Origin of the sequence: Leptospira kanakyensis (assembly GCF_004769235.1) — a bacterium.
Classification (GTDB): domain Bacteria; phylum Spirochaetota; class Leptospiria; order Leptospirales; family Leptospiraceae; genus Leptospira_A; species Leptospira_A kanakyensis.
The window spans coordinates 224248-236967 of the sequence record NZ_RQFG01000012.1 but is presented as its reverse complement, the minus strand read 5'-3'; the positions used below and the strand labels follow the sequence as shown (position 1 = coordinate 236967).

Sequence of the window (12720 nt, the reverse complement as noted above, 5' to 3'; positions counted from 1 at the left end):
TTAGTAGGATCAGAAATCGATGCCAAAACAAAAAACTTTTCAAAAGACAGTTGTAATTGATGTTGTAGGACTTAGTTCTTTTTTAGTGGGAGAATTTACCCCATTTCTTAAAGAGTATTTACAAAAAAAACATACCCTAACCATTAAACCAATGTTACCTGCACTCACGACAAGTTCTCAATCGACTTATCTGACGGGTAAATGGCCAAACGAACATGGGGTTGTGGGAAATGGTTGGTATGATCATGAAGATGCAGAAATAAAATTTTGGAAACAATCCAACCATTTGGTGGAAGCTGAAAAAATTTGGGAACGAGCTAAAAAAATCGATCCTAACTTTACTTGTTCAAAGATGTTTTGGTGGTACAATATGTACTCTAGTGCTGACTATTCTGTCACACCAAGACCTCAATATCATGCGGACGGTGTAAAAGCTCCTGATTGTTATTCCAATCCACCTGAACTTAGAGATGAGTTACAAACAAAACTTGGTTCGTTTCCATTATTTAATTTTTGGGGACCAAATGCAAATATCAAATCAACAAAGTGGATTGCGGACGCTAGCATCTATGTTGATAAAAAATATGATCCTACTCTTACATTAATTTATCTTCCCCATTTGGACTATTGCCTTCAAAAGTATGGCCCAAACCTTCCCAAAATTAAAAAAGAACTTTTGGAAATAGATTCTGTTCTAAAAGATTTGATCGAATATTATGAACGTAAAAATACAAAGATCATTTTGTTATCAGAGTATGGAATCACTCCGGTTTCTCAACCCATTCATATCAATCGAATCCTGAGAAAAGAAGGTCTTATCAATGTTCGTAAAGAAAGATGGTATGAACTTCTTGATCCGGGGGCATCGGCTGCCTTTGCTGTTTCAGACCATCAAATTGCTCACGTTTATTGTAAGGATTCTAAAATCAAAAACCGGGTGACAAATTTGTTACAAAACATTGACGGTATTGCTCTTGTTTTAGATAAAAATTCACAAAAAAAATACCATATCAATCACAAACGTTCTGGTGACATTGTTCTTGTCGCAGATCCCAAGTTTTGGTTTACCTATTATTATTGGTTGGATGACAAATTGGCTCCAGATTATGCTCGTTTGGTGGATATTCATAGAAAACCAGGTTATGATCCTTGCGAAATGTTTATGGATCCCAAAAAACCAGGGATTCGTCTCCGGGCAGGTCTTAAATTACTCCGTAAAAAACTAGGGTTTCGTTACCTTATGGATGTAATTCCGTTGGATGCTAATTTGGTAAAAGGCTCTCATGGCGCCATCCATGAACAAAGGGAGTTTTATCCCATTTTTTCTTCTCAAACACAATACCCAGAAAAAGAAATTTCTGCTATTAAAGTGTACGATTTGATTTGGGATCAAATGACTTCAAAGATTTAATAAATGTTTGACTGTTTCCCTTCAAAACCAATATTTTTCATTCAGTGTCTGTAGAAGAAATCAAAGTTGTTAATTATTCCAAAGGTGCTGCCATTGTTGTGCAGAATTCCATCAATACGGGAAACTTTTTTATTGTTAGGTCTGGTCGAGTTTCCGTTGATTCCGAACACATTGTTGTCGATCATGAACTTGCGTTTTACGAAGCAGGGGATAGTTTTGGGCTCGTATCGGCCCTCACCGAACATCGGTTTTTGGTTACATTATTTGCTGATACGGATGTGGAGTTGGTTCAAATTCCCATTCGACTTTTAGGATCCTACCTTAAAGAAAGAAAAGAACTAGCAATGAAGATTTTAGGTCTTTATTCCAGAGAACTTCGAACCTTACAGAAACATCTTTCCAAAGCGAATAAACCTGCAGACAGAGAATACCACCCAGAACGACTGGTGCAAAATGCTAGAACTTATTTATCCTGGCAAAAGCCAAATATAGCTGCTTATTCAATCCAAAGTTTTTTGAATTGGTCTAAAGAAAATCATTCTACAGAAAACCTAACGGAAGCTAAAGATCTACTCAAATCTTTCGGTTCCAATTACAAACCGTTTGTTTGGGATAGTATGCAAGCAAATTTGGAACCTGGCGAAATTCTTTTTGTCGAAAGTGAAAAGAGTAACGAAATCTATGTTGTGTTAGAGGGGAATGTTAAACTTTTTGGGATTGTCCGTGGTTTTGAATACGTAATCGATGTTCTTGGTCCTGGCGAAATTTTTGGCGAAATGTCTCTGATTGACAACGCACCAAGGATGGCTTCTGCCATCACAGAAACCAAAAGTAAAATCCTTCGAGTGACCGCAGAAAATTTATTTGAATCAGTGGGACCTTCTCTATTACAGAAAATTTTCGAAAGCATCGCAAGGCGAATTTGGTTCTCCCACCAACGTTTGGTAATCCTTAGATTGAAAACTCCGGTGATTCGATTGTATGCCTACTTGTACAATTCCATCCGTGACCAGGACATTCGGTTGGGTCGAAATTTGGATGAGAGTCTAGCCAATGCACATACTATCTACATCCAACTGGAAGAACTTTGTAATATGTGCGGAATCATCAAGGTTAAGTCGGAAAGTATCCAGGAGTTCCTGAGCGATACCAATTTGGTCATTGAACCAAACCGCATTACCATAAAAAGTCGTAAACGTTTAGAAGAAAAATTAGGGCACTATAAATCCAAAGAAGGGCAAATTGTCGCTTAATTTAGAAGAAAAATGTTAGAAATTTTTTCTTTAGAAAAATTTGTAATGATTTTTTTTTCTCTTTGTGTTCTAGTTCGGTGATGAAAAAATTTCTCGTGTATTCTTTAGGTGCGTTCTATATTACAGCGGGAATCAATCACTTTTTTTCCCCTGAATTCTATTTGGAAATGATGCCAGACTACCTTCCTTTCCACGAACTTTTGAATGTAACCAGTGGCCTTGCAGAAATTACCCTTGGTTCCCTGGTTCTTTATGAAAGGATGCGCAAGATCACCTGTTATGGAATCATCCTTTTGTTACTCGCCATTTATCCTGCTAACATCAATATGTTGTTAACAGCTTTAGAAGGTAAGGATTATGGATTTCCAATCTGGGCTTTGTATGCACGACTCCCGGTTCAGTTTTTATTTATTTATTGGGCTTGGATTGTTCGGGATTATAAATTCTCAGAAGAGCCAGCTTAAATTCTAATTTTTCTGTCTAAAATATAAAATCCTAAGTATTGTGAATCAAAGAATGACAAAAGAGCCAAAAAGAAAACTTCCAGAATCTACAAAAAAAAACGGACAGTGGACTTTTCTTTCCAACCATGCTCATGTTTTAATTTGTTTGAGTAAAGACCCTGAAATGCGCCTAAAAGATGTGGCGCAACTTGTGGGTATCACGGAAAGGGCAGTGCAAACCATCGTCAAAGATTTGGCAGATGCTGAAATTTTAGAGAAGAGTAAGGATGGACGTAGAAATCAATATCTCATCCAAACGGAACAAAAGTTACGCCATCCGTTAGAATCCAACCATTCCATTTTGGAACTTTTAAGTTTAGGCAAGTAACAAAACGATTTAATTTGTTTTGTTACTTTGTTCTTTGACCCGGGATACAATCCATTCGTTTTTGGGAACAGACAAACCTATTTCTCTCGCCGTTTTTACCACTTCTCCATTGATATAGTCAATTTCTGTTTTTCTACCATTGTCTAAATCTTGAACCATTGAAGTGCGAATTCTAAAATACTTTAATCCCAGAATGATAAGGATTAGGTGACGAATCCAAGTTGGTAAAGCTCCGTTCCCGCCACCTAACTTTTGAATGGGGAAAGATCCGGGAACAACTTCTTCTTTTATATCTAATTTTTGAATGACTTGTTTGATTTCTGTTAGTGTTTCCAATGCTTCTTTTCTCGACTGGTAGTTCAGGAATAATTCTCCTAAACTTTGTCTTTTGGAAGCAGCAAGGCCATTAATAATGGCGTTAATTGCTAGTTTATGCCATCTGTATCCCATTAGTTTGTCTGTTAAGATCACTGGTAAGTGTGGTGGGAGAATTTGGTTCCAAATAGGATTTGGAGTTTCATTTGACATCTCTCCTAAAATAAGGCTACCCACATTGGATTGGTAATACAATCCATCGATAAGTGTTTGGGTATTCCAACCAACCACCCCGCCGATGATTTGGTTTTGATAGGATTTAAAGTTTGATTCGGGAATTCCATTTTGGATGAGGATCCATTTCCCTTTTGGCGAAAGAAAAGATTTGGTTTCCTCTAGGTATTCTTTGAGATTTTGATTTTTACAGCCAATCAATATATAATCGAATTTTTCAGTTTCTGTATGAGCAAGTGTTAGATGGTTATTTAAATCTATGGAAGTTATTTTTCCATTTGGGCCTTGGAATCGAATCGGTGTTTTGCTTAAGGATTGAAATCTATCTGGATTCCGACAAAGAATTTTGAAAGGAATTTTGTTTTGATAGAGTGCATGGATGATGGTTACTGTTACGGAACCGATTCCACTAAAGGCAATGGTCGGAATTTTGTTTTGCATTTGTTTATCAATGAACCTAGGTTTACATCCGTAACAAAATCATTAGAATCAAATCGAAGAGCTTAGAGGAATTTATTTTCCTCTAAGTGTGATGACAAGTTTTACGTTATCTAATTTTTTTCCGGTTTTTTTGAAATAACTATCTCTCAGTTCAGCGAGAACTTTTGATTCTAGTTCTTCATCCATTTCAACATCTGTGATTTCTCCGGTCTCTTCATTCAAAGCATGATGGTGAGGATCAATGTTGGAATCAAAATGAGTCACACCATTTTTCAATTCTAATGTCCCGAGCATTCCCTTTTCAGCAAAGAGTTTGAGGTTATTAAAAATCGTCGCCCGCGATGCATGGGGAAAATGTGAATTCACCAAATGAAAGACTTCTTCCGCAAAAAGGTGTTGGTGGCGTTCCAAGAGTAGGTGTGCCATCTCCAATCTTTGCGAAGTCGGTCGAATCCCATGGGATTCTAGGAGTTCCTTGGTTTTTTGGTAACTTAAGTCCATCTCAGTTTCAAATTCTCCTCATGCTTTTTTTTGTCAATAATTAGACTAAGTCTAAAAAATCATTTGGTTGAATTTAGTATAAATTTAGACTTAGTCTAAACATGGGGTTCATAAAACGAATCTCCCGGAAAGAGGAAGCAGATGCAAAAGGAAAGTCACTGGCAAGAAACTGAGTCTTTAGCCTGGCAGGAATTTCAATCAACGATTCGTGGGTTAGATCCGGAAAAGGAAACTGCCTTTCGTTTTGCACGGATGGGCGATTTCAAGGGATTTTCCAAAGAAACGCCATTACCGGAAGCCTTGGATTGGAGGGACGAGAAGGGAAATTCCCTTTTGATGTTAGCCTCTTACCATGGTCACGAGAGCCTAGTCTCTCATTTGCTTGGATGGGGTGGTAACCCCAATGAAAACGATCGGTCCGGAAATTCCATTCTTATGGGAGCTGCCTTTAAAGGACACCTAGCGGTTGTTTCCGTACTCTTGCACTTTGGTGCAGATCCTAATTATAAAAATCCTCAAGGTTTCACTGCTCTCGATTATGCCACAATGTTTGGTCGAGGAAAGGTAATGGCGATTTTGGAATCAAAGATAAGTTACACTTCTAAAAGCAAAAAACAACGATGGCAACTTTGGGTTCAGTATGTCTCGGAAATCTTCAGAAATCATTTTTTTTAAAATAAAAAGGAGGCTCAGGTATGAGCAAAAATCAACTAACAACAGCAGGCGGACAACCTGTTTCTAGTAACCAACACAGCGTAACCGCAGGAAAAAGAGGACCTGTTCTCATCCAGGATACCCATTTGATAGAAAAACTAGCTCATTTCAATCGAGAAAGAATTCCGGAAAGAGTGGTTCACGCTAAAGGTGCGGGTGCTTATGGAGTTTTTCGTCTAACAAAAGATTTATCAGATTACACCATTGCAAAAGTTTTTCAAAAAGTAGGAAAAGAAACACCTCTATTTCTTCGGTTTTCTACTGTTGCAGGTGAAAAAGGTTCGGCTGATACTGAACGTGACCCAAGGGGATTTGCTGTGAAGTTTTATACCGAAGACGGGATTTGGGATGTTGTTGGTAATAACACCCCTGTCTTTTTTGAAAGAGATCCGTTGAAGTTTCCTGACTTCATACACTCACAAAAAAGAGATCCTATCACTGGCTATAAAAATCCGGTTAGAATGTGGGACTATTGGTCACAGGCACCAGAGGCTATGCACCAAATTACAATTTTATTCAGTGACCGAGGGATTCCAGATGGGTATCGGTTTATGAATGGGTACGGCTCACATACTTTTAGTTTTTGGAATCAAAAGTCCGAAAGATTTTGGGTTAAGTTTCATTTCAAATCCAAACAGGGAATTAAAAATTTAACTCCTGAAAAGGCAGGAGAACTAGCAGGATCAGATCCAGATTATGCAACAAGAGATTTGTTTGAATCCATTCATAAAAAAGATTTTCCGAAATGGAGAGTATGTGTTCAAATTATGCCAGAAAAGGATGCGGACAATTACAAAGTAAATCCTTTTGATTTAACAAAGATTTGGTCACATAAAGATTATCCTTTGATTGAAGTAGGTGAACTCGAATTGAATCGAAATCCAAAAAATTACTTTTTTGAAGTGGAACAAGCAGCTTTTAGTCCAAGTAATTTGGTTCCTGGGATTGGAGTTTCTCCTGATAAAATGTTGCAAGGTAGGTTATTTGCTTATCCTGATGCACAAAGATATAGATTGGGTGGAAATTACCAACTAATTCCTGTAAATCGATCTTTGAGTCCAACAAAAAATTATCAAATGGATGGATATCGTTCAGAGGAAAATCCTTCGTATGATAACTATGAACCAAATGGTTTTTCTGGGCCAATAGAAGACGAGCAGTTAGCGGAACCCCCACTTCGAATTTCTGGTGATGCCGATCGTTACAATAGCCATAAAGAAAATGATGATTTTTCCCAAGCGGGTGATTTGTATCGAATGTTGAAACCAGAGGAAAAGGAAAGGCTTACCTCCGTAATTGCTGGAACCATGAAAGGGATTCCCAAGGATTTGGTGAAAAAGAACGTGGAACACTTTACCAAATGTGATCCTGAATACGGAAAAAAAATCGCAGAAAAAGCCGGACTTTAGGTCGGTAACCCTGTCTGCCAAGGTAGGCAGGGTTTTCTCTTTCCAATCATTCTGAAAAAATCCTTGCACTTCTTTGTGGATTCTATTCAATCCTTTCGGTGTTCTCCGGAGATTCCATGAAACTCGTTTTTTCATTCGTGTTTCTTTCTACTGTATCACTCAGTGCAGAGGTTCTATCATTAGAATCGGGTTGGACATTTCAGGCCGAGGGAGAAATGAATCCTAAACCGGTGTCAGTCGGTGTTCCTTTGGTCAACCAAGGATACAAAGTCCCTTTACGTGGTAAGTATCGATTGGAAATTTTAGTCCCTACTTTACCGGAGTCCTCGCTTGCCGTCTATATGGATCGTATTCATTCCGCTGATCAAACATTCTGGAATGGAAAATCCATTGGTTCCACTGGGAGTTTTTCACCAGACTATTATCCTTATTGGCACAAAGTTCGATATTATGAGATTCCAATCTCTTTTGTGACAGAAGGAAAAAATGAACTGACTGTTGCTATTGAATGTCGTGAAACACAGTTTAGGTGCGGTATATTTCGTTCCATTCCTATTTTTGGATCACAAGACCAAATCAAAGACAAAATGGTTTATGAAGATGTAAATCAAATCCTAATACTTGCTTTGTTTTTTGGGATTTTTTTACAACAAGCAATTGGATATGCATTGAATCGTTCTTCCAAATCGGGATTGTATCTTGCGGGAACGGCTGTATTTTTTGTGGGTTGGCGATTGCCTGTTCTCAATAAAATTCACTTTCTTTTGATTGAACCGGAAATCCTTGTTCGTTTATTGTTTTTTAGTCAATTTATCTTTCCTGTTTTTATTATGTTGTTTGTCCATAGCCTCTTTGATCGTCGTATTACTAAACTTGCGGCGATCACTTTCTTTTTGGATACCGTGCTTGCGTTGTTTCAATTATTCTCTATGGATCCAGATAGTCGTTTTTATCTGGTTTACATTTGGTATCTTTTGCTTGGAATAAAGGTTCCCATTCTCCTCCAGTTACTAATTAAAAATTATAAAAAAAGTGCAGAGGCAATTGTTGTTTCTTTAGGTGCACTTGTGGCAACATTTTTTGGAATTGCGGATGTCATTACCGATGTATTAACAGGAAAAAATGCCTATTTAACTCAATATGGAATTTTGACTTTTTTGTTTGCAGGAGTGTTTGCCATTGCCTTACAAAGTGCAAGAACAAGAAGGGAACTTAAAAACCTAAATGAATCTCTAGAAATGTTGGTCACCCTTCGCACACAAGAGTTACATAAACAGTATAAACTTTTACATGATGATTTGGTGATGGCAGCAGGTTTACAATCCAAACTCATTCCTCCGATGGAATTCAAACATAATACCCTTAGTGTTGCCTCCGTTTTTATGCCTATGGAAAAAATTGGTGGAGATTATTTTGATTATTTTATCCATAAAGATGGTTCCATTAGTTTTTTGTTATGTGATGTTTTAGGGCATGGGATTGCCGCTGCTTTAATTGCGAGTATGTTAAAGGTAAACTTTTTAGAAATTGCACCTAAAGAAAAAGACCCTGCGCTTTTTTTGTCAGAGTTAAATCTAAAGATGTTACCAGTCGTTGAAAAAAATTATATCACAGCCGTTGTTAGTCATTTTGATTTAGAAAAATCCATATTAAAATATTCGGTGATGGGCCATCCCAGCCCATATTCGATGAATGCCATTTCGAACTCTTTAACACCTCTCGAGGGGCGTGGGCCAATCATGGGTTGGAAGAAGGATGTTCTTGTGGAAACATTCACAAAGGATTTGAAACCCGGGGATCGTTTTTTCTTTTATACGGATGGGATTACCGAGAGCCAAAATAAAAATAGGGAATTGTACGGAGAATTAAGACTAAAGGAACAGTTGGCTGCGGGTCTAAACCTTCCTCCCAAAGACCTCAACGAAAAAATCAAAAAGGACATTCGAAATTTCGCATTTCGTTTGTCAGATGACGTAACTTACTTTACGATCGATATCAAATGAATGTTTTGCTGGAAAGGTTAAGCATCCGAAAGTTATTAAATTTAGGAGTTACGGAACAATTGGGATTAGAGTCCTCTGTTCGTGTTCAACTTTCTAATTTAATCGCTTTTTTGGGAATTTTTTCGAACGTTCAATATTCCTTATTTTTCACTATCGCCGAAGCTCCTTATTATCAGGTTATGAATTTTGTTCATACCATTGTTGTTTTTGTTTTTTTTATGGTTTTGTATTTCAATCTAAAGGGCAGGTATGCTCTTTCAAGATTCATTTTAGTCTTCATCATTTCTGTACCGTTATTATGTGTTTCAACGTTTAGTTTTGGAACTTCAGGCGGATTTTATTATTACTTTCTTGTGTTTGCTATCATTCCCTTTGTTCTTTTTTCTTATGACGACAAGTGGTGGATTCTCTTTTTATTTCTGGTGAATACTTCATTTTATGTTTGGTTCGAGTTTTTTGGCGATCCTGGTGTGTTTAAAGAAGGGACTCTTTTATATCGAAAAGATATTCAAGATTTGTTTCGGGTGAATTCTGTTGTTTCCTGTCTGTCTTTTGTTGCCTTGTTTATGTTTTATTTTTTAAGAAATATCAATCGGATTCAAAAGGAAATGATCCGAATCAATGATCATAAAGATCGTATATTTTCTATCCTTGCTCATGATTTAAAAGGCCCAATGGGAACGATGAGTAATTATTTGGGTTATTTGACTGGTTCCTTACCCGAAAGGGAGGAGTTGGTTTTAGGATTAAAGGAACTTAAAAAAAGTATAAACCAATCTTATTTAGTATTAGAAAGTTTACTTGATTGGGTTCAAAACGAAACAAAGAAAACACAGTGTAATCCTAAGAACGTAAGTTTATCCGTCCTTTTAAAAAATACAATGGATATATTGAACATCCAAGCCACAAATAAAGAAATTCGTTGGGAAACAAAAGTTCCTACCGATGATTCGATTTATTGTGATGAAAGGATGACATCAACGGTGCTGCGTAATATACTATCGAATGCGATAAAATATTCGCATCCTAAAGGAAAGGTAGCCGTTGAAGCAAAATCGGTATCGTCATTTATGGAAATTCAAATATTAGACCAAGGAATAGGAATGACCAACGATCTTTTGGAAAAAATAATCGAAGGAAAACGGTTTACTTCTGGGTTTGGAACTGTTGGTGAAAAAGGAACAGGTCTTGGGCTTTTAGTTTGTATGGAATTATTAAAAGAACAAGGTGGCAATCTTCGTGTAGTCAGTCGCCCTGAAGAAGGAACAAAAATTATCATCCAACTACCTCTAACCCGTTAATTTCATTTCTTTTTTTTATACCTGTATTCGAATCATAAATATGTGGCCTGCAGCTTATTTTCAATGGTTAACCAAATCTGCTCCAACGGGTGTTGTGGAAATATATCCCGAAGTTTCAGATTCTTATGAAACAAACCTTTCGAATGTATTTATCATTGGAGATCTAACTGGTGTTCCTTTACTTAAACTCGCTGCCGAAAGTGGGGTGAATGTTTGGAAACACATTCGAGAAAATAAAACAGAGGCTTTGGATGTTGTGATCATTGGTTCAGGTCCTGCAGGTTTGTCTTGTGCATACGAAGCAAATCGATTGAAAAAAAAATATGTGGTTCTGGAAGCAAACCTTCCTTTCCAAACTATCCAAAGTTATCCAAAACAAAAACCTATCTTTGCAGAACCCAAAGAAACAATTTCCAAATCAAAAATTATAATTCAAGATTCTAATAAAGAGGATTTGTTAGAATATCTAAATCAACTATTAAAAAAAGAACCTATTGAATTACAAGTAGGGAAACGAGTTTCTTCTATTGAATCAAATGGTTCACACTACATTGTCAAAACGGAATCTGGTGATATTTATTCTACACATTCAGTGGTGATTGCGATTGGAAAATCGGGAGATCCGAAACGATTGGGTGTTAAGGGTGAGTCGAGTCCCAATGTTTTTTATCGTTTTTTTGATCCTTATGATTCAAAAGACAAATCCGTAGTTATCGTGGGAGGGGGGGATAGTGCTTTGGAGGCGGCCATTCTTTGTTCCGATTATGCAAATGAAGTCACTCTAATCCATCGCGGAAAAGATCTTCAAAGACCCAAAGAAAAAAACAGAATTCTTTTAGAGAAAAAAATTGGAGAGGGAAAAATAAAACTCTTATTGGAGTCTGAAGTTACTGAGATTACAGAACAAAATGTATTTGTGCGTTCTCCTGGTTCATCTAACAAACGTAAAGCTGATTTGGTTTATATTCTGATTGGAAATTTAGCCCCAATATCCTTTCTTAAAAAAATTGGAATTAAAATTCAGAATGAAAAATCGATTTTAGATTGGATTGGTTTTTTCACTCTCCTTTCCTTTGCCGGTCTTGCTTATTTAGGAAAGGCATCATTTTATGGGCCGGGTTGGTTTTCTCCTGTTGCTACAGGATTTGCTGGTTTGACAATTCTCGGATTGGTTTCTTTTATATTTTTAAAGTGGAAAAGGGGCGTAAAAAATTTTCAACCATGGATATTGATTCGTAATACCTATCTTTTGGGAGTTTTCTTTTATTTTCTTTTCGTTTATTTATCTTCTACATATTTCGGTTATCTCTTATTTGGTAAATATCCTTCCTTCCATTACACCATGTTGTATTCTCTCACCATTTTGGTTTTTGGAATTCGAAGGATTAAAGTTCGAAAAACTGATTATATACTTTATCAAACACTCAGTTTAATTTTTGTCCAAATATTCTTTTTGTTCCTTTTGCCTGAACTTATTTTACCAACATTGGGTGATTTAGGATACCTAGGGAGTCCCGATGGTTTTCTTCGTCGAGAAATTTTTCCAAACGATGCCTACTGGAAGGCTTATGGGTTTATTTTGGCATGGCCTCTTAGTATGGGTGTGTTGTATGACGGTGGAATCACCAACTTCTGGTTAGGTTACGGATTGTTCTTTACTTTTGGTATCATCCCTTTTTTGGTATACCGTTATGGAAAAGGTGCTTATTGCGGTTGGATTTGTTCTTGCGGTGGTCTTGCCGAAACTTTGGGAGATGAACACAGACAAAAAATGCCACATGGGAAATGGGCTTACCGTTTGGAACATTCGGGCCAATACATTCTTTTTATAGCTTTTTTACTGACTGCATTAAAACTCTTGGGTGTTTATGGAAAAACATTCATTCCGGAACTTGAGATGGGTGAATCAATAGCTGATTCCATCAAATGGATTTATGATCTAGTCGTTGACATTGGGCTTGCTGGTGTTGTGGGTGTTGGTTTTTATTTTTTATTTTCTGGAAGAATTTGGTGTCGGATGTTTTGTCCATTGGCATCGCTCATGCATATCTACGCAAAGTTTAGTAGATTCAGAATTTTTTCTGAGAAAAAAAAGTGTATTTCTTGTAATATTTGTACTAAAAATTGCCATCAAGGGATTGATGTTATGGGTTATGCGAGCCGAGGAATTCCTATGGATAGCGTACAATGTGTACGTTGTTCTGCTTGTGTTTCTTTATGTCCAACAGATGTTTTGGAATTTGGGGAAATTGTATCTTCAGGCATTCGTTATGATTCCATTCAAGCTAAGTTACGGAAATAGTTTTT

Annotated in this window: 11 protein-coding genes; 9 read left to right on the top strand and 2 right to left on the bottom strand. The window is 37.0% G+C overall.

Going from position 1 to position 12720, the window contains the following annotated elements:
• Window positions 1-19: 19 nt before the first annotated feature.
• From EHQ16_RS10625 to EHQ16_RS10610, 4 genes are all read left to right on the top strand, one after another.
• Window positions 20-1411 (top strand): alkaline phosphatase family protein, encoded by a 1392-nt coding sequence (locus EHQ16_RS10625; RefSeq protein ID WP_135635753.1) that lies wholly within the window; start codon window positions 20-22, stop codon window positions 1409-1411.
• A 44-nt stretch (window positions 1412-1455) separates the two neighbouring features.
• Complete coding sequence (locus EHQ16_RS10620; protein ID WP_135635755.1) at window positions 1456-2664, top strand: Crp/Fnr family transcriptional regulator; 1209 nt, start codon at window positions 1456-1458, stop codon at window positions 2662-2664.
• 80 nt (window positions 2665-2744) lie between these two features.
• Window positions 2745-3128 carry a DoxX family protein gene (locus tag EHQ16_RS10615; protein ID WP_208742281.1) on the top strand — a complete coding sequence of 128 codons (384 nt, stop codon included), beginning with the start codon at window positions 2745-2747 and terminating at the stop codon, window positions 3126-3128.
• A 52-nt stretch (window positions 3129-3180) separates the two neighbouring features.
• Complete coding sequence (locus tag EHQ16_RS10610) at window positions 3181-3495, top strand: winged helix-turn-helix transcriptional regulator (protein WP_135635759.1); 315 nt, start codon at window positions 3181-3183, stop codon at window positions 3493-3495.
• Between the two features lie 9 nt (window positions 3496-3504).
• Here the strand turns inward: EHQ16_RS10610 and EHQ16_RS10605 are convergent, their stop codons facing one another.
• Window positions 3505-4485: a ketopantoate reductase family protein gene (locus tag EHQ16_RS10605; protein WP_135635760.1), complete on the bottom strand. Its 981-nt coding sequence runs from the start codon at window positions 4483-4485 to the stop codon at window positions 3505-3507.
• A 72-nt stretch (window positions 4486-4557) separates the two neighbouring features.
• On the bottom strand, window positions 4558-4986 hold the full coding sequence (perRA, locus tag EHQ16_RS10600; protein ID WP_135635762.1) for a peroxide-responsive transcriptional repressor PerRA: 429 nt from the start codon (window positions 4984-4986) through the stop codon (window positions 4558-4560).
• Between the two features lie 141 nt (window positions 4987-5127).
• Between perRA and EHQ16_RS10595 the strand changes: the two genes are divergently transcribed.
• The 5 genes from EHQ16_RS10595 (at window position 5128) to EHQ16_RS10575 (ending at window position 12715) form a co-directional block, all read left to right on the top strand.
• Window positions 5128-5661, top strand: coding sequence for an ankyrin repeat domain-containing protein (locus tag EHQ16_RS10595; RefSeq protein ID WP_135635764.1), 534 nt, complete (start codon window positions 5128-5130; stop codon window positions 5659-5661).
• Between the two features lie 20 nt (window positions 5662-5681).
• A complete protein-coding gene (locus EHQ16_RS10590; RefSeq protein ID WP_135635766.1) occupies window positions 5682-7109 on the top strand; it encodes a catalase in 1428 nt (475 codons plus the stop codon).
• Window positions 7110-7225: 116 nt separating this feature from the next.
• On the top strand, window positions 7226-9112 hold the full coding sequence (locus EHQ16_RS10585) for a PP2C family protein-serine/threonine phosphatase (protein ID WP_135635768.1): 1887 nt from the start codon (window positions 7226-7228) through the stop codon (window positions 9110-9112).
• Window positions 9109-10413, top strand: coding sequence for a sensor histidine kinase (locus EHQ16_RS10580; RefSeq protein ID WP_135635771.1), 1305 nt, complete (start codon window positions 9109-9111; stop codon window positions 10411-10413). Before EHQ16_RS10585 ends, EHQ16_RS10580 begins: the two co-directional genes overlap by 4 nt.
• A gap of 40 nt (window positions 10414-10453) precedes the next feature.
• Window positions 10454-12715 carry an NAD(P)-binding domain-containing protein gene (locus tag EHQ16_RS10575; protein WP_135635774.1) on the top strand — a complete coding sequence of 754 codons (2262 nt, stop codon included), beginning with the start codon at window positions 10454-10456 and terminating at the stop codon, window positions 12713-12715.
• Window positions 12716-12720 lie beyond the last annotated feature (5 nt).

Coding starts and splice junctions, on each gene's coding strand:
- EHQ16_RS10625 (WP_135635753.1), top strand. CDS start 20: ATGCCAAAACAAAAAACTTTTCAAAAGACAGTTGTAATTGATGTTGTA.
- EHQ16_RS10615 (WP_208742281.1), top strand. CDS start 2,745: ATGAAAAAATTTCTCGTGTATTCTTTAGGTGCGTTCTATATTACAGCG.
- EHQ16_RS10610 (WP_135635759.1), top strand. CDS start 3,181: ATGACAAAAGAGCCAAAAAGAAAACTTCCAGAATCTACAAAAAAAAAC.
- EHQ16_RS10605 (WP_135635760.1), bottom strand. CDS start 4,485: ATGCAAAACAAAATTCCGACCATTGCCTTTAGTGGAATCGGTTCCGTA.
- perRA (WP_135635762.1), bottom strand. CDS start 4,986: ATGGACTTAAGTTACCAAAAAACCAAGGAACTCCTAGAATCCCATGGG.
- EHQ16_RS10595 (WP_135635764.1), top strand. CDS start 5,128: ATGCAAAAGGAAAGTCACTGGCAAGAAACTGAGTCTTTAGCCTGGCAG.
- EHQ16_RS10590 (WP_135635766.1), top strand. CDS start 5,682: ATGAGCAAAAATCAACTAACAACAGCAGGCGGACAACCTGTTTCTAGT.
- EHQ16_RS10585 (WP_135635768.1), top strand. CDS start 7,226: ATGAAACTCGTTTTTTCATTCGTGTTTCTTTCTACTGTATCACTCAGT.
- EHQ16_RS10580 (WP_135635771.1), top strand. CDS start 9,109: ATGAATGTTTTGCTGGAAAGGTTAAGCATCCGAAAGTTATTAAATTTA.
- EHQ16_RS10575 (WP_135635774.1), top strand. CDS start 10,454: ATGTGGCCTGCAGCTTATTTTCAATGGTTAACCAAATCTGCTCCAACG.